The sequence below is a fragment of the Niabella pedocola genome, from assembly GCF_021044425.1.
Lineage (GTDB): Bacteria > Bacteroidota > Bacteroidia > Chitinophagales > Chitinophagaceae > Niabella > Niabella pedocola.
On sequence record NZ_JAJNEC010000008.1, the window covers coordinates 231,892 to 255,951 of the forward strand.

A 24,060-nucleotide genomic window follows, 5' to 3' on the forward strand; every position below is an offset into this window, starting at 1 on the left:
AGGCGCATCATGAGCATTATAGAAAAATTAAATAAGGATTTTGAAAGCCGGGTACGACTGGGTATTATGTCGGTATTGGTGGTCAATGGCTGGGTAGACTTCCTCGAAATGAAAGAACACCTGGGCGTTACGGACGGTAACCTGGCCAGTCATATTACTGCGCTGGAAACCAAAAAATATATTGAGGTAAAAAAAGAATTCGTTGGCAAAAAAACAAAAACCTCCTACAAGGTCACCCGCACCGGGAAGGACGCCTTTGTACAGCATATTAATGCATTGGGCCGCTTGTTGAAATAATTTTTTTTACACATACACTTTGAATTTCAAAGCACTTTTAAAAAAAACAATAAAATGAAAAAGAATCTTGTCCTGTTCGTGGGCGTTGTGCTGTTTGTGGCCCTGTTTTATAACCGGGAACCGGGTTTGAACTTCAGTCTTTTCGCCATCCTTGCCTGGCTGGCCATCGTACTGACCACAGAAAGAGAAAACCACAAGCCTACCTTCTGGTGGCTGACAGCAGCACTGGGCATAGCAACAGGCGCCTTTGCCTGGTATGGGGATCCGGTTTCCTTCCTCGCTGTTTTTGCCTCGCTGGTTGCGCTTACCTGCAAAGCCCATCAGCCGGTTATAAATGTATTGCTGGTTCCTTTTGCAGGGGCAGCTAATTTCATCAGCTTCCTTTTCCGGGCCCCGGTACTTACGGGCTGGTTGCCGGTAAACGGTATTTTCACCGCCGCTTTCTACAAAAAAGCCGTTTACTATTTCCTGATCCCGGCAATGCTGGCTACCATATTCCTGGTGGTCTACAGTTCCAGCAGTGACCTCTTTCAATCATTTTTTTATATCAACTGGAATGCGGACTTTTTACAGATCGGGTTTCTGAGTGCGCTGGGATTCTTCCTGATGTTTTGCTTCGTACACTATTGGGCACCGTCGCAGCTATTCCTGGTTAATAACAAGCTAAACGATCACTTCCAGGAAGCATACCGGTTGTCGTTACAGGGCCCGCAGCACCCGGACGCCGGTTTTTATCGCAAAAGCGCCGAGATCTCCTTTATACTCCTGAACATCCTCGTGTTGTTTTTTATTGTTACCTATTGCGTTGAACAATTTGGCCATATGAACAGGGGCGGCAGTTTGAGCAGTGCATTACATGAACGGGTATACCTGCTTATTTTTTCTATTGCAATGGCCATCCTGGTGATTATGCTATTTTTTAAAGGCCGGCTTAATTTCGATGCAAAAGCGCGCCTCCTCCGCAACAGCGCCTATGCCTGGATCCTGCTCAACCTTTTTCTCGCAGGTGTTGTAGCCTTAAAGAACAACCAGTATATCGAAGCCTACGGGCTTACATTTAAGCGGATCGGGGTGCATATCTTCCTGTTGCTTTGCATTGCCGGGCTGCTGCTGACCATCTTAAAGATCAAAAACCGCAAAACCAATGCCTACCTGGCCGGTCGCATGTTATGGGTTTTCTATACCACACTCATTATCGGCTGCGTTGTAAACTGGAGCTGGATCGTTACCAAATATAACCTGGCGCACGCCCAAACCTTCGATCTTCAATACGCCCAACGTCTTCCTTTTAATAAGCAATTACTTTATGATGCAGGAAAACTTACCAAGGAGGAGCTTTATCAAATTCGTTACGATCATCAGCAGCGTCCTCTTCTTTCGCAAAACCTGTATTATTCTTTTTTAAAAACACGCTAACCGCAAATAACATGTCCATTAAACAAAAGATGCTCCTCACGGTCGCCGGCAGTCTGATACTGATCCTGCTGAAACTGCTGCTGCGGCAATCAGATGCCGACGACCTGTATTTTCTGCTGGCTCCAGTCAGCGCTATCATTGAAGCCACCGGAAACTACCATGCTCAATTCATTTCCGGTGCGGGTTTCTTTTTCAGGGATCTGCATGTGATCATTAACAAGTCCTGCTCAGGAGCCACCTTTATGCTGACGGCACTGTTACCAGCAGGATACCTGCTTCTGAGCTATTCTCGCAACGTCAAAAGTTTCTTTAAAACATTCCCCATAGCCCTGCTTTTTGTATACTTCCTTACCATATTGGCAAATACTACCCGGATCTTAACAGCGATAAAACTGGGTGGCACATCTTTTCTCATGGGCCATATAGCTCCTGAGAAATTGCATGAATTATTGGGTATGATCACCTACCTCTTCTACCTGATCTCTGCCTTCCTGCTGACAGAAAAACTGCTCCAACTAAAATCAAGAAAATATGCGCACCCTGCTTAGCCCGAAATGGGTATTGCTGATCAATACACTTCCCGTTATTCTTTTATCGATTCTTTATGTAAAAGATTACAACGTCATACATTCCTTGCTGGATGCACACAGCAGATCGTTCTGGCATAGCTATGGGCTCCTGCTGACGCTGCTGACCCTAATTAACACTGCTTATTGCATAACGGCAGCCCGGCGAAAAAAATTGCTGACACTCTCCTACGGATGTGCATCCTTACTGGTGTACCTGGCTTTTTCATACTTCTATTTGTATCATGCCACCATTCTCTTTCCCCCTCAATTACCCAACTGGATGGTCAGCGGTATCACCGCCTTGTACACCGGCACCTTCCTGATGCCCACCATGGTGCATGCACTAATTATTGTAATGATCTACTGTACCCGGCACATTCAGAAACGAAATGCATGGCCAAGCTTTGGCGCAGCCATCGCCGCTCCATCACTGGCGTATCTTTTTATTCAGGCGCTTCTGCCCACCTGGTCGCGCAACACATCCGGCAACCGGATGATCGAACATGCAATCAATGTGATCTACATCGCGCTGGTAGTTATATTCCTTTTCTTTCTTTTTCGTTTCTTATATATTTTATTATGCAAAAAGGAGAAATGGTTCCTCACCACCCGAACAATCTGGTTCTTTCTTATCGGCATCCTGTTCCCCGTGATCGGGCTTTGTGTCAACAAGAAAGAGAATAATTTCTTTGGAAATTTTTCGGATCCCTGGTTCTTTATTCTCGCGATACTCAATGGTGTGCTGCTCTGTTTACCCGAAACGGGCAGCCGGCGTTACCTACTGTTCTTATTTTCAGGCCGTTGCTTTACCCTTTGTTACACCCTCTATTTCTTCTTTGTCTTCCTACCCTTCCTGCCCCTGTCAGTGATTGCCATCATCGCCTATGGGGCAGGATTTTTGATGCTGACACCGCCCGCGCTTTTTTGCATTCATATTCACAAACTGATGCAACAGTACAAAGCGCTTCAACAGGAATGTTCCTGGCTCGCAATTAAAGGTATTGCCCTGTTCATGATTATTCCGGTCATTCTTTTCAGTTCTCTGGTCTATGAAAGGATCAATCTTCATAAAGCGCTCGAATATGTCTACAATCCCGACCTGTCCAAAACCTATTCTATCAGCAGTAATACACTGTCGGCAACCCTGAATGCCATAGACAAAAACAGGCGGCCGGATCCTCTGGCAATCACCGGCGAGGCACAGCCTTACCTCTCCTCATTTTATAATTGGGCGGTACTGGATAACCTTTCCCTGACCGAAACCAAAAGCCACCAACTCCGGCAGATCTTCCTGGGCGACAGTAGCATGCACGTATCAAAAGCCACCTTAAACAGAAGTGCCGTACTCACAAACCTGACGGCTGACTCACATTATGACTCTAATGCCGGTGCGTGGCTCAGTACGGTTGCTATTGAACTATCCAATACAACTACCGCTACGGGCGAATATGAAACCAGCATCCGGTTGCCTGCAGGATGCTTTGTAAGCAACTATTATTTATATGTCGGTAACCGAAAAGAGCAGGGGATTCTTGCTGAAAAACGAACCGCTCAGTGGGTATTTAACCAGATCCGCAATGAACGCAGGGATCCGGGCATCCTGTATTATAAAAACCCAGATGAACTGACGCTAAAAGTATTTCCCTTTACATCAAAAGAGATCCGGAAAACCGGTATCGAGTTCTTACATAAAGACCCGGTAACGCTTACGATTGATGGTCATACGATTCAATTGGGAGATATTGCTGCTCCGCCGCCGCTCTTACCCGCAGCAGCCATGGGGCCGATATATCTTACAGCCAGTGAAAAAAAACGACTTCCCCGCGTATTCCGCAAACCTTATTATCATTTCCTGGTGGATGTATCAGCTGCTTCAGCTCCTTATATCCGGCAACAGGCAAAAACTGTTGACAGCCTTATAACTATACTGGGACTGCCTGCAAGAAGAGGCCAGGTAAGCCTTGTGAACAGCCAGGTACATACTTTTAAAACCGGGGGCCAATGGAAAAACATGTTACATCATATGCATAGAGACGGAGGCTTCTTCCTTGAACGTGCGCTGCAGCAAAGCCTTACTCAGGCCTACCTAAGCAACAAAACACAATATCCCGTCTTTATAGTTGTTACCAACCACTTAACACAGGCGATATTAAATCCCGAACGCAAGGCATTAGCGTTCAGTTTTCCGGAGAAGGGAAATTATTTTGTTGCGGCCGGTACTGAAAAAGTCATGGCCTTCTCATTGCTGGATAACACGCCCGATACACTGAGCAACGGTATCCATCGCAATACGGCGCCGGTTCTTGCATATCCCGACCTGACACGCCCGACCGATTATTTAAATACAGATGACACACCCGCCATTATAATCAACAAGGATCATACAACCAATGACCATCCCTTTAAAAAAGATTGGGCATCCGCCCTGGCGCTTTATGCAAATACACAGCAAATGCAGCGCTATCCCATTCTTCAGAAAAAAGGCTGGTTACAGGATGTCCGGCATAGTTTTCAATCAGGTATTCTCACGCCTAACACCGCGTATATAGTGGTAGAGAACGAAGCACAGAAAAGCGCTCTTTATCAAAAACAAAAAGAGGTAATCGCCGGAAACAAGAACCTGGATGTAGACGATGAATCTTCAGCCATGAGTGAGCCGGGGCTACTGGTGTTATTCCTATTCCTGCTCCTGTTATTGCTCAGAAACAGGAGCAAACTGCGATACGCGTTCAGTCAATCAAACAGCACCAAACAATTCCACCATGAAAAAATATAATCTACTCATTCTTTTTACACTCCTCGCTACTATTGTAATCCTTACCGTGCTGGTTTTGAAAAAATAAACGAACGAAAACGGATGGATTTGAAGATGGCTATCGCTGCAACCGAGGTAATTAAACGCTGAGTTTTTGATTACCGGTCCGGATACAGTAAGTATTGTTACCGCATTTTTTTATAATCACTCATTCCCGGTTCCCAGGAATCAAGGATCTGTTTTACCGGTTTACCGGCCACGATCTGTTTTTTAAAATCATACACTCCTGCCTGGCGGCCGATGCTTCCCGTCTGGTTGCTTCGACTGCGGTTAAAGTACCGTTCCTTATTCAACCTCAGGAAACAACCCCTTCTTTTATGATGATTTCCGGCTGATGCGCCACCGGGAAATTAACCGAGTTGGCAATAAAACAGAACCGGTGCGCCCGTTGGTGCAGTTCCAGCGCCAGCGCGGATTGTGCGCCGTTTGTGATGGTGACAACCGGATAAAGCGTTACCCCGGTAAACCGGCCGCTTCCATCCGGATCTGTTTGCATTTGGCCTCTTGCCGCATCGGTATAGGCTGTTACTTCGATGCCGGCTTCGGCGCAAAGATGCAGGTACCAGAGCATATGGCAGTTCGACAAGGACGCCAGGAACAATTCCTCCGGGTTATACCGCTTCGCGTCGCCCCGGAAGGCCGGATCCGATGAACCCGGGATCACCGGTTTGTCCGCAGCATGGATCGTATGATCCCGGCTATAGGCGGTATACCCGGCCGTTCCTTTTCCCAGATTACCCGTCCAGGTGATGGTTACCTGGTAATGATGCTCATGATGCGCCATCTATAAGTTCTTTAAAACGATCAGCTGTTATGTGATAACAGGTTAATGGTGGCTCCGTTCGGATCCTTTACAAAAAAACGGCGCACGCCCCAGGGTTCGTTGGTAAGGGGATATACGATATCCAATCCCAGCGTGATTGCTTTTTTATACATTCCGTTTACATCAGACACTTCAATGGAAAGAAAAACACGTTCGTTGTTCAATACCTCTTTTTTCTGGTTTTCCAGAACATTGATCTGTGCCGTCGGGTTCTTGCGGGAAGCAAATGTCAACACCCATCCCCGGTCCATAATAATATCCATATGCAGGAATCCGTGATAAAAAGCCTTGCTTTGCTCCAGATCATCCGAATAAATATTGGGAACGATCCGGTTTATATAATTCTCCTCTTTCATGCTGTTTCATTTGATGGTTCAGGACCCGAAGCAACGCCCCGTTTGCAATAATTGCGTCATCCAAAGATACTTCTTTAAAACGAAGGCCGGCTGCCCATCGTTGCATGGAACGCCCGGAAATACCCGGTTTTTACTTCAGTACGCCCATCTCTTTAGATAAGATAACGGAAATTTCACCGTATTGTTACATTATAGTTCCAGTTTATACAACCAATAACGCTTTCCGAACCGTGGTTCTATTTCCCGGATGATCCGGAATCCCAGGTTTTCATACAACCTGCGTGCATTGCTCATGATTTCCGATGTATGCAATGCGATCGTCGTTTCCCCGTTATGCCTTGCCAGGGTTATACAATCTTCCATAAGTCTTCTGCCAATACCCCGGCCGCCAAAATCGGGATGCACCGTTAAAAAGCGGATATAGGACCACTCGGGAAGATAGAGGTCCGTTGGATTTCCCCGGGGCACCAGGAAACCCATTCCTACGATCCTTCCCGAACCGGTTTCACAAACCAGGCATTCGCCAGACAGCAGCAGCGCGTGGTATGTTTGCTCCCGCTGAACCGTGCGCCACAACTGCTGCCAGTTATTGGGGTTCAGTGCCTGCTCAAAGCCGCTCCATGTCTGCATTCCCAGCTGTTGGAGTTGAACCACATCGGCCATATCACCCTTCCGGTAATGCATTTCTGAACCTGTTGTCATTTTCCCAAATGCTATTTAGTGGTAAGTGTTTTCCAGTGTTCCAGCTCCTCGTTGACAAAATACCCGATCATCGTCCGGTAAACGGCCTCAACCAGCTCCGGCGACACCTCACAGGCTGCAGCCAGCTTCCTTTTTGATTCGATCACTGCTTCCACCCGGCGTTCATCCTTAACGGCCGTCTCTGATTTTTTAAACCGGGCCGCCGCCTTTACAAAGCCCGCCCGCCGGCCGATCAGGCGTACAATTTCATGATCAATGGCATCGATCTCCACTCTTACTTCTTCAATATTGTTGCAGTGTTCCGGAATCATTTCGTTGTTTTTCAGATAAAATTAAAGATACTTCATAATTTCCTGCCGGCCTGTTAAACTTTTTAACAAGACAACTGTTCTCCTTGAAACAAATGACCCCAATGGATCGTTCACTTAAGGACCTGAGGATATTTATGCAGATTGCTTTTTTAGAAGGCATCTCCTACCTTGTTTTACTACTGGTGGCCATGCCGTTAAAATATTTTGCCCAGATACCCGAGGGTGTAAAGTATATTGGCTGGGCGCATGGCGTGCTGTTTGTGCTTTTCTGCATTTACCTGTTAAAGGTATGGGTAGGACTCAAATGGAGCTTTGGAAAAACAGCGGTTGCATTTATTGCTTCCCTGCTGCCCTTCGGGACCTTCGTACTGGATGCGAAACTTAACAAAGCATATCCACAACTGAAAAACCGGCAAGGCAGCGCCCTGTAACCGCCGGTTCATCCCCCCAAAGGAAATACAATACGGTGTATATACGGCACCGGAAAGGATACCGGATTAAATGATCATCAGAACGCGGGATCCACTGCGAGAGGCCCTTCTGATGAAAAGCGACGATGAAAAATATTTTCGAATATTACCATTACTGCTGCACCGGAAAAACGATTACATGATCAACGACAGATTTCTTTTGCCGCTGTATCTTCAGAAAGATCGCTTATCTGTAATTGAATGATTAAATACGGAGTCATCTGCAAGAGACGCCGATGGGAAAAAACATCCTTTACCATTTAATTTAAGCTTTAAAACAGCGCAGCGTGCTGGAGGAGGCGTACCTTAGCATCCGGTAATAAATGCTATGCAATTCTTTGTAGAAAAACAATCCATTGTACGGAAGATTTGGGGGAAAAGCGACACCGTGCTTTTTATTTTTGCAGGTGCCGCAGCCGAGTTTGCGCTTAATAAGGCAGTAGACTGGCTTTACTTTACCGGCAAATTACCTGCAGACCCGGTGGGCCGGTTGTTTTCTACCGTACAATATGCAAAAACGATTGTTTTTGCGCCCCTTGATCAGGCAGAGGCAGCCATCAGCCGGATGCGGCATATACACCAGGCAGTGGAACAAAGCAGGGGCTATTCCATACCGGACTGGGCTTACCGGGACGTTTTATTCATGCTGATCTATTATTCCATTTCGGCCTATGAACTGTTGGAAAAAAAACTTGCTCCGGAAGAGAAAGATGCGGTGTACCAAGTTTTTTTCAGAGTAGGAACAATGATGGGCCTGCAGGCATTGCCGCCAACCTATGCCGAATGGCTCCCGTTGAGAACCCGGCACCTGCTCCATAACCTGCAGAAAAGCGCCTATACCACCGATCTGTTTCTGCAATACAAAAAACAACTGGGTGCACTGCGTTACAAGATATTGGTAGAAGGCCAGAAACTGGTGGTTCCAGAAAGAGTAAAAGAATTATTACACTTCACCGGCTTTTCATTTTTAACACCCATTGTTCCTCTATACAAAGCAAGCCGCCTGATAAAGATGGATGGCTTCCTGAAAAACCTGTTATTACCGCCCGGTTATCGCGCACAGGTCCGCAGGCTGGATGAGCCTCGTGGGTCTTACTAAAAAACAGGCCGCCGCTCTCAGCGCCGGTAGCCATAAAAAAACACCCCGCAGCTGCAGGGTGTTGTTATTTAAACATTAAATAGTAAATCTTTTTATGCTTCCTGTGGATTCTCCTTGGGATCTTTTACCGTAAAGAATAACCGCTCCTTTTCCTTGTCAAAGTCTACCAGCAACACATCACCGGGCTTCACATGCATATTCAGGATCTCTTCGGCCAGAGGGTCTTCCAGGTATTTCTGAATGGCCCGGTGCAACGGACGCGCTCCAAACTGCTGATCATATCCCTTGTCTGCCAGGAAGGTTTTTGCTTCTTCGCTCAGCTCCAGGCCATAGCCCAGGTTCTGTACCCGTTTCAGCACGCCCTTCATGGAAATATCAATGATGCTGAAGATATTTTCTTTCGTCAGGCTGTTGAAGATGATCACATCATCAATACGGTTCAAAAATTCGGGGGAGAAAGTACGCTTCAGCGCCTTTTCGATCACGGCTTTATTTTCCTCATCTTCGTTTTCCACCCGTGCCGATGTAGCAAACCCAACACCTGCACCAAAATCTTTCAGCTGCCGTACACCAATATTGGAAGTCATAATAATGATGGTATTCTTAAAGTCTACCTTACGCCCCAATCCATCCGTCAGCACGCCATCATCCAGCACCTGCAGGAGGATATTATAGATATCCGGGTGTGCCTTTTCAATTTCATCCAGCAGGATCACACTATACGGTTTGCGGCGAACTTTTTCGGTGAGCTGTCCGCCCTCTTCATAACCCACGTATCCCGGAGGTGCCCCAATCAAACGGCTTACCGTAAACTTCTCCATATATTCACTCATATCGATCCGGATCAGTGAATCTTCGGAATCGAACAGGTAGCGTGCCAGCGAACGGGCCAGCTCGGTTTTACCAACCCCTGTGGGGCCCAGGAAAATAAAGGTACCAATGGGTTTCTTCGGATCTTTCAATCCTACGCGGTTCCGCTGGATCGCCTTCACCACTTTGGAAATGGCTTCGTCCTGACCAATCACCATGCCCCTCATGTCTTCCGACATTTTGCGCAGCTTCTCGGTTTCTGCTTCCACCATTTTGCGAACAGGAATGCCCGTCATGATATTGATCACCTCGGCGATCGCTTCCTCGTCGATGGGATACCGTTTGTGTTTGCTTTCCTCTTCCCATGCGGCTTTTGCCCGCTCCAGGTCTTCTGCCAGTTTTTTCTCCGTATCGCGCAGCGATGCGGCTTCCTCAAATTTCTGGCTTTTCACCACTTTATTTTTCTCTTCCTTTACATCTTCGATCTTCTTCTCCAGCTCCACAATATTCGGTGGCACATTGATATTCTTCAGGTGTACCCGTGCCCCTACCTCATCCATTACGTCAATCGCCTTATCGGGCAATAACCGGTCGGTAATGTAGCGGTCGCTCAGTTTTACGCAGGCGTCTATGGCTTCATCGCTATAGGTAACACTGTGAAAATCTTCATACTTCGATTTGATATTATTCAGTATCTGGATGGTTTCATCCACGCTTGGAGGATCTACCATCACTTTCTGAAAACGACGATCCAGTGCACCGTCTTTTTCAATATACATCCGGTATTCATCCAGGGTGGAAGCACCAATGCACTGCAGCTCACCACGGGCCAGCGCCGGTTTAAAGATATTGCTGGCATCCAGCGAACCGCTGGCACCACCGGCGCCCACAATAGTGTGCATCTCATCAATGAACAGGATCACATCGCGGTTTTTCTCCAGCTCGTTCATAATCGCCTTCATCCGCTCTTCAAACTGGCCCCGGTACTTGGTTCCGGCAACCAGCGATGCCAGGTCTAAGGAGATCACCCGTTTGTCAAATAACACCCGGCTAACTTTGCGCTGTACAATACGCAGCGCCAATCCTTCCACGATAGCGGTTTTACCCACACCAGGTTCGCCAATCAGGATCGGGTTATTCTTTTTCCGGCGGCTCAGGATCTGCGATACCCGCTCAATTTCCTTTTCGCGTCCTACGATCGGATCCAGGTTACCACTTTCTGCCAGCTTGGTCACATCCCGCCCGAAATTATCCAGCACCGGTGTTTTGCTTTTGGCTGCCGCTTTGGAGCCGCCTGCTCTTGACTGGGAGTATTTTTTTTCTTCTTCAAACTCTTCTTCACCCTCTTCACCAAATTCTGCGCGGGGTTCTCCAGATTTAACGATGCCTAATTCCTGGCGAAACAGATCATAATCCACATCAAACTGATTTAAAATTTGTGTTGCAATATTTTCCTTGTTCTTTAATATAGAAAGCATCAGGTGCTCCGTTTCCACCAGGTTGCTCTTCAGCGCCTTGGCTTCCAGAACGGTAACACGGATCACTTTCTCCGCCTGCTTGGTCAAAGGAAGACTGTTAATGTTTGCAATATTTTTTCCGGTTTTATCCTTTATTGCCAGTTCAATTTCCTTCCGCAGTTCAAAAATATCTACATTAAAGCTTTTCAGGATCCGGATAGCGGTATTATCCCCTTCCCGGATCAGGCCCAGCAGCAGGTGCTCTGTGCCAATGAAATCATTTCCCAGGCGTAAAGCCTCTTCCCTGCTATAGGAAATGATTTCTTTTACCTGGGATGAAAAATTATTATCCATATTTAGATAAAATGTTTATTTACAATATTAACAAATATATTTGGTACTAAATTTACTTGTAATTTAAGCATATTTATTCCAAATTCACTCTATATGCAAGTCAAAATAGATACCAAAGAGAAATTTCACGTCATCACGCCAAATGAGCCTGTTCTATCTGCTACAATGACAGATCAAATGGATGCGGCGTTGCTTCCTTTTCTGCAAAAGGAGGTAAAGAATGTGATCCTGAACTTGCATGCGGTGGAAGAGATAGATGCTGCTGCAGCCGCTAAACTCCTGCAAATACAGCAATATTTCTATGAAAACAACGCCTCTTTTGTAACCTGCAATATACAAAAAACCGTAAACGCATTTTTGGCAGAACACGAACTGGATGAACTGCTCAATATCGCCCCCACCGAAAGTGAAGCCTGGGATATTGTACAGATGGAAGAAATCGAACGCGAGCTGCTGGATACGGAAGATATTGAATTCACGGATACGGGAAATGAATAAACAAATAAACCCCTAAAAAGTTTAACGGAATGTTGGGAGTTACCATACTGGGAAACAATTCAGCGGTGCCCGCTTTTGAACGGCATCCTACCAGCCAGGTACTCGCTACATCCAGCCGCAGTTTTCTTATCGATTGCGGCGAAGGCACCCAGATCCAGCTCATCCGTTACAAGATCCGCCGCAGCCGCATTTCACATATTTTTATATCGCATCTTCACGGCGATCATTACTTTGGCCTGGTGGGGTTATTAAACTCTTTTGCGTTGCTGGGCCGGCAGCAGGAACTGCATGTGGTGGCACCTCCGGCTTTACAGGAGGTTTTAGAACTGCAGTTCAAACTGGCCGATACCCGTATGCCCTACCCGCTGCACTTTCATGCCATTCAGGCTCCCGGTCATTTAATGACCATTGATGATATGGAGATCCGCTGTTTCAGAACAGATCACCGCATTGAATGTTTTGGCTTCGTTTTTAAAGAACAAAAGAAACCCCGGCGCATTAACGCGGAAGCAGTGCAGGCACACCGCGTCCATTACAGCGCGTTCGAAAACCTGCGGCAGGGCAACGACTATACGGCCCCCGACGGAACGGTGATCAAAAACGAACAGCTTACAGAAGCTGCTCCAAAAGGAAAGACCTATGCCTTCTGCGCAGATACCCGGTACGATGAATCTATTATTCCCGCCATACAGGGAGCAGACATGATCTATCATGAAGCCACCTACCTGGATAACTTTGCGGCACAGGCACACCTGCGCTTTCATTCCACTTCCAAAGAAGCGGCACGCATCGCGCAAAAGGCGCAGGTAAAAAAATTACTCATCGGCCATTTCAGCAGCCGTTATGATGTGCTGGATGCCTTTGAAACCGAAGCCCGGGAAGTATTTCCCAATACCGACCTGGCGCTCGAAGGCGTTTGCTACCGGATACCTTAGTTTTTTATGGAGCCGGCAGCAGTACTGCTATCATCCCCGTTGCCACGCTCGCTTGTGCTGCAGTACAAATAGCAGCGCTTCAGGTTCTTCCTGCCCCGGCATTCCTCAATCACTTCGCTTCACTAAATATCCTGTTTAACTTTCATTCGATCCGTTTACCATGTTTTAATTTTCAAGGGGGTTCCCGGCATAATAGTTTCGCCTCAGGAAAAATAATTACCATGAAGTTGAAACTATTTTTATTACTGCTTGTAATCACAAGTCTGTCAATGACCACTAAGGCACAGGTACCTTCCCTATTTGCGTTCCAGGGCGTGGCCCGCAATAATAACGGGCAAGCTGCAGCCAACCAAAAAGTGTCCGTACGCTTTACCATCCACCAGGGCGCGGAAACAGGCGGTGAAGTGTTCCAGGAAATCCACAATCCTACTACCAATGCAGCCGGCGTTTTTAATGTAGCCATCGGCAGTAAGACAGGTTTTCCCAATACGCTTAACTGGAGCAACAACGTAGCCTATTACCTGCAGGTGGAAATAGATCCGGCAGGCGGCAGCGCCTTTACCACCATTAGCACCAGCCAGCTGCTCAGCGTGCCGTACGCCATTGCTGCGAGCCGGCTGGTGGCAACAGGCTCCCTTGTCCTGTCCGGTACCGGAACCACCATCGGGTCATCCGGCAACAAAGCGCTTGCAGCCAATGCAACCGCAATGGGTCATAATACCACCGCCTCGGGGGCAAATGCTACCGCTGTGGGTCTCGGAACCAATGCTTCGGGAGACGCTGCGCTGAGTATAGGGGTTGATACCAAGGCCTCGGGAAACTATTCTTTTGCTGCAGGACAAAGCTCTGAAGCATCTGCTTATGCATCTTTTGCTGCAGGCACTATTTCCAAAGCCACCAATTCCAGCGCGGTAGCCATGGGCTACAGCGCCGAAGCCTCCGGACTCAATGCCTTTGCTGCCGGGGCGCTGTCCAAAGCTACAGGAACAACAACAATTGCCATAGGGTATAAGAGCCAGGCTACCGGTACAGGCGCTACAAGCTTGGGTTCCGAAGTATTGGCCGACGGTGATTATTCAACTACCATGGGCAATAACGTAAGTACCGGTTCCTTTAAGGGATCCTTTATTGTTGGCGACTACAGGCCCATTTATACTACAAAAAACTCCGCAGAAAATCAAATGGTCATGCGCTTTGGCGGCGGCTACCGGTTTTATACCGGAACCGCCGGTTTCGGCAGCGGTGCCGGTGTTTCACTGGACCCCAACGGCAACAGCTGGGCCAGTATTTCCGATAGCACAAAAAAAGAAAACTATTCAGCCGCAAACGGTGCCGCCTTTCTTTCTAAAATAAAAAGCATGAAGCTGGGCAGCTGGAATTATAAGGGACAGGACAAACAGCGATACCGCCACTATGGCCCCATGGCACAGGAATTTCACAGCCTGTTTGGTAATGACGGCACCGGTACCATCGGATGCGACACCACCATTGCCAGTGCAGACATCGACGGTGTAATGATGATTGCCTTACAGGCATTGGTAAAGCAGGTAGACCAACTTGCTGAAACCAATAAAAAATTACAGCAACGCATACAACAGCTGGAAGCAAGAAGGAAAGATCACTAACAACGCTACAGTCAATATTATCTTCCATGAATGATACGCAAAGACGCTTACTCTTTTAACGTAAAACATAAATTAACAATATCAATCTCGTTCCAATGAAACTGAAATTATTTTTATGCGCTGTTGTGGTAATCTGCTTGTCGATAACCGCTATATCCCAGGTTCCAAAACAATTTGCATTCCAGGGTGTGGCCCGCAACAGTAACGGGCAAGCGGTAGCCAGTAAATCTGTTTCCGTACGGTTTACCATTCACCAGGGTGCCGAAACCGGTGGGGAGGTGTTCCAGGAAACCCATAACCCAACCACCAACGCCGCCGGCGTATTCAATGTGGCTATCGGCAGTAAGAGCACCAGTGTATTCCAGAATATGTTTCAAAGTATTAACTGGAGCAACGCAGTAGCCTATTACCTGCAGGTAGAAATAGATCCTGCCGGCGGCAGCGCCTTCACTACTGTAAGCACCACCCAATTACTCAGCGTACCTTACGCTTTTGCAGCAGGCAGGTTGGTGGCATCCGGATCCACCGTTTTATCAGTAACCGGCAACACCATGGGTGAAGCAACCATAGCTACCGGAAACAATGCTTTGGCCATCGGGTCGGGTACTACGGCAGCGGGCGATCAATCTTTTGCTGCGGGCATCGGATCCCTCGCTACAAACAATGGCTCGGTTGCTTTAGGACGCGGTAACAAGGCTACCGGAATAAACGCGATAGCCCTTGGCAGGTTTGTTGAGGTTCCCGGCAATTTCTCTGCTGCCATAGGAAACTATACCAACGTTGCAGGCGGTTCAGCTATCGCTATTGGCAACAATGTTGAAGCTAATGCCGACTATTCCTTTGTCATTGGGAATGGTGCAGCAACCAAGCACATTGGAGCCGCCATTTTTGCAGATTTCCGCTCGAATATTGCACTTTTACCCAGTAGCAGTGCTGCGGACAACCAAATGACCATGCGCTTTGGTGGCGGCTACCGTTTTTTTACATCACCAACCGGTGACGGCAGCACAGCCGGTGTTACCATGGGGCCCAACGGCAATAGCTGGTCCAGTATCTCCGATAGCACCAAAAAAGAAAACTATTCAGCCGCAAACGGGGCAGCCTTTCTTTCTAAAATAAAGGGCATGAAGTTAGGCAGCTGGAATTACAAGGGTCAGGACAAACAAATTTACCGGCACTACGGTCCAATGGCCCAGGAATTTTACAGCCTGTTTGGCAATGACGGCACCGGCACCATCGGCAACGATACCACCATTGCCAGCGCGGATATCGACGGTGTAATGATGATTGCCTTACAGGCACTGGTAAAGCAAACAGAGATTTTGCAAACCGAGGTAAAACAATTAACGAAAGCGAATAAAAAATTACAGCAAAGCGTTGCACAGTTAGCCGCTGCTAAAAAAGAAAATTAAGAACCTATTCAATCCATTCCACATGAAAAAAATAATGGTCATACTGTTATCCGGCATCATCCATATCAGCGTTCAGGCACAAACCGGATGGGGTAATATTTATGGTGCCTCCGGAAGCGGCAGCGCCGGCGCGGTATCTGTAGACTGGGTGCTGGGGTCTTTATCAACAGACGGAGGTTCGGCCGATATCGCACTTCCGGTGCAGTTTGGTACCATCAGCGCCACCATTGCCAACCAACAGCTTCTGGTAAAATGGACAACTGAAACAGAATCCAATAATGATCATTTCGATATTGAAGTTTCTGCGGACGGCACGTCTTTTAAAAAGGTCGCATCCGTAGCTTCAAAAGCAGCAGCAGGCCATTCCGCAACTCCCCTGGAATATGAATACCGGTCAGCACAGGCGGAAACGGCACTGGCATTGGCATTCGGAATGCTTTGCTGTACCGGTTTCCTCTCAAAACGGAAAAGATGGCATTACCTGCCCGCTGTTCTAATCCTGCTGGCCGTTGCTATCCTATCCGGCTGCTCCAAAAAACATCTGGAAATAGCCCCAACCATTCCCAACCAGTACCTCCGTATTGCACAGGTAGATAAAGACGGCATAAAAACATACAGCAAGGTGGTAAAAATCACCGGCGAGTAATCCATACCTTTTTTAAAGAATAGCTGAAAGAGGCTGTCTCAAAAGTCGTTTTACAACATGATGCCATTCTGAACTTGTTTCAGCATCTATTGACGAGCGATCATCTTTAGATGCCGAAACAAGTTGCCAATGACAGATTACGTTATGTATTAAAGATCAATTATACTTTTGGCAAGCTGTCCCGATCATTCGGGATTGTTTCAGCTTCCATGTGGATCTTTCCAATAGACCCTAAAACAAGTTCAGGGTGACCTGAAGCGTATTTGTCATCGCCTCATTGATTTTATTATGTAAATCAAATACTGCCAATGACAGATTGCTTACGCATTGGAAATCAATTATACTTTAGTCATGCCGAACTCGTTTCGGCATCTATGCATGATTTAGGCAGATCCTGAAACAAGTTCAGGATGACCCAAAACAGATTTGTCATGGCTTCGTTGATTTTGCTACGCAAATGGAAATCTCAGAATGACAAAATAGATACTTTTGGTACAACCTCTTTTTTGTTGCCCCCAGCCCGCACTTCAATTTCAAAAATCTACATCTTAATAGTGATTCCGGCACTTGCTCTTAATAAATTTCCCACCTCATCTACCGGGTTATAGTTTCGTTTCTCAAGCAAATCAAATACCATGAAATTGAAACTATTATTACTCATTCTTTCTGCCACAGGCCTGTTTTTAACTGCCCATACGCAGGTTCCATTAAAATTTGCCTTTCAGGGTGTAGCCCGCAACAACAGCGGACAGGCCGTTGCCAACCAATCTGTTTCAGTACGATTTACCATCCATGAAGGTTCTGCCAATGGCAATGCCGTATACCAGGAAATGCATACGACTACAACCGGTGCAAATGGTGTATTCAATGTGGCGGTAGGCGGCGGTACGGTAATATTGGGCACCATGTACCTTAAATGGACTGATGCGATACATTATTTGCAGGTAGAACTGGACGCTGCAGGTGGTGGTGCTTACAGCACTTTCAGTACCACCCAGTTATTAAGTGTTCCCTATGCGCTGGCTACCCGGAATATTTCGGGCAATGGTTCTGTTAATTCGGGTGTCCGGGCCAATAGCATGGGTAATGACACCCGGGCTACCGGGCAGGATGCATTGGCTATTGGCATGACAACAACAGCTTCCGGCATTTCTTCTTTTGCGGTAGGCAATGGCTCAACAGCCTCTGGTACCGACGCTGTATCGATAGGTTTCAATGGCAAGGCCTCAGGCAATCAGTCGCTGGCGCTGGGTTCCTATACCGAAGCCACCGGAGAAAACTCCATAGCCGCAATACAGAATTCAAAAGCAACAGCCAATAATGCAGTTGCCATTGGTTATGAGGCACTGGCCAGCGCAAGTGAAGCAACCGCCATCGGATGGCGTACCACGGCTTCCGGATCCGGGGCACTGGCTATGGGCACAACCGCAACCGCCTCTATGCAAAATACGACAGCCATAGGAACAAGAGTTACTGCCTCCGGTAGCTATTCAACTGCAATGGGAACCTATACCAGCACCAACAATTTTGCAGGGTCCTTTATTATTGGAGATTATAATACGATCATGCTCAACAGCTCCGATGCTAATCAGATGACCATGCGTTTCCGTGGCGGCTACCGGCTTTTTACAGGTACCACAGGTGCAGGAACGGGTGCCGGTGTTACACTGGCTGCTGGCGGCAATAGCTGGGCCAGCATCTCCGACAGTACCAAAAAAGAAAACTATAAGGCAGCGGATGGCATGCGCTTTCTTTCCAAAATAAAAAACATGAAGCTGGGCAGCTGGAACTATAAAGGGCAGGATAAAAAACAGTACCGCCACTATGGCCCTATGGCCCAGGAATTTTACAGCCTGTTTGGGAACGACGGCACCGGCACCATCGGCAACGACACCACCATTGCCAGCGCGGATATCGATGGGGTGATGATGATCGCATTGCAGGCACTGATCAAGCAATCGGAAGAAATGAAAAACCAGGTAAAGCTATTGAGCGACGCAAATAAAATATTACGGAAACAGGTACAACAACTGGAAGCGGCAAGAAAAGAAAACTGAGCTTTCGATAAACGCATAATAGAGCACAGGGGCACGGAATTTTGACGCCCTGAGCCCCAGATACTCCATGACGTAACATGACCCATACAATATCAACTACAATGAAACTCAAATCACTTTTTTTACTCCTTACAATAACCGGCCTGTCCCTGGCTGCGGGCGCCCAGGGGGCCCTTTATCCGGCCTCCGGAAGCGGCAATGCCGGGGCGGTTTCCGTGGACTGGGTGCTGGGGTCCCTATCAACCGACGGAGGACCGGCGGACATCGCGCTCCCGGTACAGTTTGGCAATATCAGCGCTTCCATCAACAACCAGCGACTCCTGGTTCAATGGACCACCGAAACAGAGACCAACAATGATCATTTCGACATTGAAGTTTCCGGGGATGGTACCCATTTTAAAAAGATCGCCGCTGTTGCTTCAAAAGCACCGGGTGGCAACGCCACATCCCCGCTGCAGTATGAATACGAAACCGGGCGCACCGGAATGACGCTGGCAATGGGTTTAGGGCTTTTCCTCGCCGCCGGGTTATTTGTAAAATGCAAAAGAAACTACGGCTACCCCCTCGTTGTCTTTCTGCTGGCCGTTGCTTTCACTACCGGTTGTAACAAAAAAGATCTGAGCCTGGAACCCATCAATCCCATTAGCTACCTGCGTATCGGCCAGATAGATAAAGATGGCACCAAAGCATATAGTAAGGTTATTCACGTAACACAGGATCAATAAAAATTTATAAACGTATAAAAATATAGTAATGAGATATACCCTTGCAGTATTGCTACTGGCCGCTGCCTTCAGCTGTAAAAAAGAAAGAACGACCACTTCTCCGGAAGAGCGGGAAGCGCTCCTGCGGGTAACCGAAATAGAAAATGCTTACAATAACGACGCGCCCGAAACCCTTAAGGTCTCTTATGATCCCCTGGGGCGGATCAGCAGCAGCATTAGCGGTGATAAAAAGTACCTCTTTAATTACCAAACACCTTCCGCCCTGCAGATAAGTCGTTATAAGATCAGCGACAATACCCTGGTTCAGACCATTGATTGCATGCTGAATACGGCGGGTGCCATTACGAAGGAAACATACCGGAATGCTTCGGATAACGCCATTTTCTACACTTACCAGTATGGCTACAATGCAGACGGATACATGATCCTTGCAGAAGCGGCCGGCTACAATAATTCCTACAAATGGGAATTTATCTATACTGATGGGCTGCTTACGCAATCGAAATATTACGAGGCAGGCGTGTACAAATCTATAACCCATTTTAAATACGATGCATCCGTTACCAATAAAACCAACCTGCCTCATTGGTGGACCTGGGCTTCATCCATGCTCTATGGAAAGCCTGAAAAATACGCGCTGGTAGAAATCAGGGAATTTGATACCACCAATAAACTGATCCGGCACTGGACCAGCAGCTACCAGTATGATGCAGCTGGAAAAGTTCTGACAGAAAGCAAACAATCACAGCTGAGTAACGATGTGCAGCGGTACCGGTACAAACTTCAATAACCTTCCGCCTAAAAGCATTCATGTCACAACACAAAAGGTACCAGCCGCGGCGACCGTTGTAAATTAAAATGGTAAATTTGAGTAATATGAGATTATTGGGTATCGTATTACTGTTGCTGTATTTATCAGCGCCTGCTGCTGCACAACCAAACCGCTTCTTTTTCCGGAAACTTACGGTGGCAAACGGGCTGAATGATGCAGGTATCAATGCCATTGCACAGGACAACAAAGGCTTCATGTGGTTCGCCACCAAGGCCGGGCTAAACCGGTTTGATGGTAAATCGGTAAAAACCTACAGCTTTGTTCCGGGCGATCCGGGCTCGCTTCCCACATCGCTTTCCCGGTGCATGTCGGCAGACAGCAGCGGGGGCTTCCTGGTGGGTATTGAAGAGGGTATGCTGGAATATGATGTAACCGCCGACCGGTTTGTTCCGGTAAAAGCACTAACGGATACCTGGGTAACCCATATCCTGCCTGTTAATAAGCATACGGTTTACCTGGGCACCAGAAAAGGGCTGGTAAAATACAATCCTGTAACCAAGGCAGCGTTTTTTTACAATAAGCAAAGAGACACTTCCCTGCCTAAAATAATTTACCAGTTAGAGCAAAAGAACGGCTTCATTTATATAGCCGGTGGTACCGGCCTGTTTCGCCTGAATGTAGCTACGGACCAGATGCAAAAGATCCCTTTGCCGGTGCCGGCAGCTGCAAGAGTAATTGCAACAGCTACGGATCACAATGGCCATTTCTGGATCACGACCCGGAACCCCAACCTGCTGCTAAAGTTTTCTGCGGACTTTAGCGCCTGTGAAAACTATAGCCGCTATATCGAATCGGAAAACAGTACCCTGGTGAATTTTTCCGCAATGATCGCCGACCGGTCCGGTCGCATCTGGATCACCACGCACCTGGACGGACTGATGTTGTATAACGAGCAGACCAATGCATTTGACCATTTCCTGCACGATCCGTTGCAGATGTGGACGCCTTCCACCAACCTGCACAGCGCGCTTTATTGTGACCAGGCAGGCCGGATATGGGTGGGCGGAAACAACGGCATCAATTATTTCAGTCCGGATAAAACCTTCTTCCATATCATACCGGTATTTGATCATGACCGCGACAAAAGGAACCGCAGGGTGGCACGGGTAGCTGCGGAAGACAAAAATGGCCATCTGTGGCTGGGTACGCTGGATGGCCTTGTACGTTACGATCCCCGCTCCGGCAACTATAAAGAATGGAATAACCGGAAAGGCCGGCCAGACATGCTGCATTACAATTCCATCAGGGGAATTGTGTGTGATGACGCCGGCGATATCTGGATCGCCACCGGTCATGGCATCAACAGGTATATCCAGGAAACGGGGAAAATGGTCTTTTACAAAAAAAAAGATTCCATTCCCGAGGTCTTCTATTTTTCGGCAGACAGGGATCGCCATGGCAATATCTGGTTCTCCTCGCGGGATGAAGACGGCTTCTACTATTATGCCCCCGGGGAGCAAAAATTCCGCAGCATCCGGTCTGTACCCGGGTTAAATGTGTTTGCAGGCGAAGGCGGGCGAAAATTATTCCAGGACCGTAAAGGACGATACTGGCTGGGATTTAACGGCAACGGGCTCGGCATGTATGATGCCATTACCGGAAAGCATCACCGGTGGAAGGCTTCCGCCGCACCGGGTAGTATTGCCGGCAATTCCGTTGTAGATATCAAGGAAGACCGAAGCGGCCAGATATGGATAAGTACGTTTACCGGTCTGTCTGTCATCGATCCGGTAACATTGCGGGTAACCAACTACAATCATACCAACGGCCTCATTAACAACAGTACCGGCCCGCTTGCTATTGACCCGGCCAACCGGGTTTGGATCGGCACTTCCGGCGGATTGATGATGCTGGACAGCAGTCGCAGATATTTTACTTCATTTGGATTGCAGCAGGGCCTTCCTTCGGTTGACTTTCCGGAACATGCGGCGGCGGCGTTAAGCAACGGCGACATACTGATGCCTACCCAAAATGGCTTCATCCGGTTTACCGCCTCAGCATTTGAAAAAGAAAATAATTCACTGACCCCGTTCTTTACCACGCTGGATATATCCGGCAGCAGACAGGAGCCATTGCTTGCGTCTTCCATTCATTTGAAACACGACGAAAACTTTTTCACGATCGGCTTCGCAGCCGTTAACTATGACAACCCGGAGGATACCTGGTATGCTTACCGGCTGGAAGGTATCGATGAAGACTGGAAGTATACCCGTAACCGCTTTGCCGATTACACAAAAATACCCGGCGGAAACTATACCTTCCGCCTGAAGGCGTCTACAGACCGGGAGCAATGGAATATGCCGGAGCAGTTGCTCCATATTCGTATTGATACACCGTTTTATAAAACGGCCTGGTTCCGCCCGCTCCTGTTGTTGTTACTAACCGGTGGTATTGTGTTTTTTTACCGTTACCGGATGCGCCAGAAGGAAACACTGTTAGCACTTCACGGAAAAGCACAGCTGCTGGAAAAAGAAAAGGCCATGGTGATGTATGAAAGCTTAAAGCAGCAGTTGAACCCGCATTTCCTCTTCAACTCACTCACCTCATTATCGGGTCTTATTGACACCGACCGGAAAACAGCCAATAGTTTCCTGGAACAGATGTCCCGGATCTACCGGTATATTTTAAAAAACAGGGATAGCGAGTTGGTAACACTCCGGGAAGAACTGGCTTTTGCACAAACCTATATCCAGCTACAAAAAACAAGATTCAAAGAAGGGCTACAGATAACGATTGCTGTGGAAGAAGACGACTGCGCGCGGAAAATTGTACCGGTCACCCTGCAAAACCTTACTGAGAACGCCATCAAACACAATATCATTGATCCGGACACTCCGCTGTGCATCACGTTTTCAACGGCGAACGGCTACCTGCTGGTAAAAAACAACCTGCAAAAAAAACATATGGTGGAAACGTCCAATAAACAGGGGCTCGCAAGCCTGCAGGCACTTTATGCATACCTCAGCGACAAGCCCATAACGATCGAAGAAACAAAGGATGAATTCCGCATTTATATTCCGCTCATTTAATCTTAACACATCCGCTTTATGAAAGCAATCATTATAGAAGACGAAGAAATCATCGCACAGGTGCTGCAAAATAAAATAAACGATGCAGATCCCTCTATTGACATCATCAAGATCATTCCCAGTTTGAAAATTGCCAAAAAATGGTTCATGCAAAATGAAGAGCCCGATATCCTGTTTATGGATATCCAGCTTAGCGACGGCGTCAGTTTTGAACTCCTCGAGTATTTTCAATTGAAATGCCCCATTGTATTCACCACGGCTTATGATGAATTTGCCATTCGTGCTTTTAAGGTGAACGGTGTTGATTACCTTCTGAAACCGGTCAATGAAGACGAACTGAAAAAAGCTATTGAAAAGTGCAAGGCGGTTATTCTGCAACGAAAACCAATGGTTGCAGATATTGCCGAACTGATGAAAGCACTTTCATATCCGCAACACACCACCAAAAGATATAAGGAACGGTTTGTTGCCAGTATCCGTAATCAGTGGATGCCCATCCCCGTTACAGAGATCGCCTTTTTTGCCAAAGAAGTGCTCCATTATCTTTACCTGTTTAACGGTGAACGGTACCTGCTGGACAGCACCTCTCTCGACGATGTAGAAGAAGTACTTGATCCGGACCGCTTTTATCGCGCCAACCGGCAATACATTATTAATATCGATGCCGTACATGCCGTTAAACCGGTTGAAAACTCAAAGCTCCTGATCCGGCTGAAAGCGCCCAACCATAAATTCGAGATCGATATGAGCCGGGAACGGGCTCCGGCTTTTAAAAAATGGATGGGCAAATAGCACCGGTGGCACAACCTTTTTATTTGTGCG

22 protein-coding genes are annotated in these 24,060 nt (G+C 47.4%); 16 read left to right on the forward strand and 6 right to left on the reverse strand.

Annotation, left to right across the window (positions count from 1 at the left end):
- Nucleotides 1-9: 9 nt before the first annotated feature.
- The 4 genes from LQ567_RS25440 to LQ567_RS25455 are packed head-to-tail and all read left to right on the forward strand — an operon-like array spanning nt 10 to nt 5,058.
- The gene (locus LQ567_RS25440; RefSeq protein WP_231008742.1) at nt 10-297 is read left to right on the forward strand and encodes a winged helix-turn-helix domain-containing protein; all 288 of its coding nucleotides are present in this window, start codon (nt 10-12) and stop codon (nt 295-297) included.
- Between the two features lie 54 nt (nt 298-351).
- Entirely contained in the window at nt 352-1,713 is a 1,362-nt protein-coding gene (locus LQ567_RS25445) for a DUF4153 domain-containing protein (protein ID WP_231008743.1), read from the forward strand.
- Between the two features lie 11 nt (nt 1,714-1,724).
- Nucleotides 1,725-2,261: an exosortase K gene (xrtK, locus tag LQ567_RS25450; protein WP_231008744.1), complete on the forward strand. Its 537-nt coding sequence runs from the start codon at nt 1,725-1,727 to the stop codon at nt 2,259-2,261.
- Entirely contained in the window at nt 2,245-5,058 is a 2,814-nt protein-coding gene (locus tag LQ567_RS25455; RefSeq protein ID WP_231008745.1) for an MSEP-CTERM sorting domain-containing protein, read from the forward strand. Before xrtK ends, LQ567_RS25455 begins: the two co-directional genes overlap by 17 nt.
- Before the next feature lie 164 nt (nt 5,059-5,222).
- On the opposite strand, the gene LQ567_RS25460 is transcribed toward LQ567_RS25455, so the two are convergent.
- The 5 genes from LQ567_RS25460 to LQ567_RS25480 form a co-directional block, all read right to left on the reverse strand.
- Nucleotides 5,223-5,390 carry a hypothetical protein gene (locus LQ567_RS25460; RefSeq protein ID WP_231008746.1) on the reverse strand — a complete coding sequence of 56 codons (168 nt, stop codon included), beginning with the start codon at nt 5,388-5,390 and terminating at the stop codon, nt 5,223-5,225.
- Between the two features lie 2 nt (nt 5,391-5,392).
- Nucleotides 5,393-5,881, reverse strand: coding sequence for an OsmC family protein (locus LQ567_RS25465; RefSeq protein WP_231008747.1), 489 nt, complete (start codon nt 5,879-5,881; stop codon nt 5,393-5,395).
- A 20-nt stretch (nt 5,882-5,901) separates the two neighbouring features.
- Nucleotides 5,902-6,276: a VOC family protein gene (locus tag LQ567_RS25470; RefSeq protein WP_231008748.1), complete on the reverse strand. Its 375-nt coding sequence runs from the start codon at nt 6,274-6,276 to the stop codon at nt 5,902-5,904.
- 189 nt (nt 6,277-6,465) lie between these two features.
- A complete protein-coding gene (locus LQ567_RS25475) occupies nt 6,466-6,978 on the reverse strand; it encodes a GNAT family N-acetyltransferase (RefSeq protein ID WP_231008749.1) in 513 nt (170 codons plus the stop codon).
- 11 nt (nt 6,979-6,989) lie between these two features.
- Nucleotides 6,990-7,289: a chorismate mutase gene (locus LQ567_RS25480; protein WP_231008750.1), complete on the reverse strand. Its 300-nt coding sequence runs from the start codon at nt 7,287-7,289 to the stop codon at nt 6,990-6,992.
- A gap of 101 nt (nt 7,290-7,390) precedes the next feature.
- Between LQ567_RS25480 and LQ567_RS25485 the strand changes: the two genes are divergently transcribed.
- Together LQ567_RS25485 and LQ567_RS25490 are read left to right on the forward strand one after the other, a co-directional pair.
- Entirely contained in the window at nt 7,391-7,720 is a 330-nt protein-coding gene (locus tag LQ567_RS25485; RefSeq protein WP_231008751.1) for a DUF3817 domain-containing protein, read from the forward strand.
- A 367-nt stretch (nt 7,721-8,087) separates the two neighbouring features.
- Entirely contained in the window at nt 8,088-8,858 is a 771-nt protein-coding gene (locus tag LQ567_RS25490) for an oxygenase MpaB family protein (protein WP_231008752.1), read from the forward strand.
- 92 nt (nt 8,859-8,950) lie between these two features.
- Here LQ567_RS25490 and LQ567_RS25495 read toward each other — a convergent pair whose 3' ends face one another.
- Nucleotides 8,951-11,479, reverse strand: coding sequence for an ATP-dependent Clp protease ATP-binding subunit (locus LQ567_RS25495; RefSeq protein ID WP_231008753.1), 2,529 nt, complete (start codon nt 11,477-11,479; stop codon nt 8,951-8,953).
- 93 nt (nt 11,480-11,572) lie between these two features.
- Here LQ567_RS25495 and LQ567_RS25500 point away from each other — a divergent pair, with 93 nt between their 5' ends.
- From LQ567_RS25500 to LQ567_RS25545, 10 genes are all read left to right on the forward strand, one after another.
- Nucleotides 11,573-11,977, forward strand: coding sequence for an STAS domain-containing protein (locus LQ567_RS25500; RefSeq protein ID WP_231008754.1), 405 nt, complete (start codon nt 11,573-11,575; stop codon nt 11,975-11,977).
- A 29-nt stretch (nt 11,978-12,006) separates the two neighbouring features.
- Nucleotides 12,007-12,912 carry a ribonuclease Z gene (locus LQ567_RS25505; RefSeq protein WP_231008755.1) on the forward strand — a complete coding sequence of 302 codons (906 nt, stop codon included), beginning with the start codon at nt 12,007-12,009 and terminating at the stop codon, nt 12,910-12,912.
- Nucleotides 12,913-13,133: 221 nt separating this feature from the next.
- Complete coding sequence (locus tag LQ567_RS25510; protein WP_231008756.1) at nt 13,134-14,537, forward strand: tail fiber domain-containing protein; 1,404 nt, start codon at nt 13,134-13,136, stop codon at nt 14,535-14,537.
- Between the two features lie 95 nt (nt 14,538-14,632).
- Nucleotides 14,633-15,949, forward strand: a complete 1,317-nt coding sequence (locus LQ567_RS25515; RefSeq protein WP_231008757.1) for a tail fiber domain-containing protein — start codon at nt 14,633-14,635, stop codon at nt 15,947-15,949.
- A 22-nt stretch (nt 15,950-15,971) separates the two neighbouring features.
- Complete coding sequence (locus LQ567_RS25520) at nt 15,972-16,595, forward strand: hypothetical protein (protein ID WP_231008758.1); 624 nt, start codon at nt 15,972-15,974, stop codon at nt 16,593-16,595.
- A gap of 635 nt (nt 16,596-17,230) precedes the next feature.
- Nucleotides 17,231-18,652 (forward strand): tail fiber domain-containing protein, encoded by a 1,422-nt coding sequence (locus LQ567_RS25525; protein WP_231008759.1) that lies wholly within the window; start codon nt 17,231-17,233, stop codon nt 18,650-18,652.
- A gap of 101 nt (nt 18,653-18,753) precedes the next feature.
- Nucleotides 18,754-19,377, forward strand: coding sequence for a hypothetical protein (locus tag LQ567_RS25530; RefSeq protein WP_231008760.1), 624 nt, complete (start codon nt 18,754-18,756; stop codon nt 19,375-19,377).
- A gap of 28 nt (nt 19,378-19,405) precedes the next feature.
- Nucleotides 19,406-20,167 carry a hypothetical protein gene (locus tag LQ567_RS25535; RefSeq protein ID WP_231008761.1) on the forward strand — a complete coding sequence of 254 codons (762 nt, stop codon included), beginning with the start codon at nt 19,406-19,408 and terminating at the stop codon, nt 20,165-20,167.
- Between the two features lie 86 nt (nt 20,168-20,253).
- Nucleotides 20,254-23,238, forward strand: a complete 2,985-nt coding sequence (locus LQ567_RS25540; protein ID WP_231008762.1) for a ligand-binding sensor domain-containing protein — start codon at nt 20,254-20,256, stop codon at nt 23,236-23,238.
- Between the two features lie 18 nt (nt 23,239-23,256).
- Nucleotides 23,257-24,030 carry a LytR/AlgR family response regulator transcription factor gene (locus tag LQ567_RS25545; RefSeq protein ID WP_231008763.1) on the forward strand — a complete coding sequence of 258 codons (774 nt, stop codon included), beginning with the start codon at nt 23,257-23,259 and terminating at the stop codon, nt 24,028-24,030.
- Nucleotides 24,031-24,060: the final 30 nt, after the last annotated feature.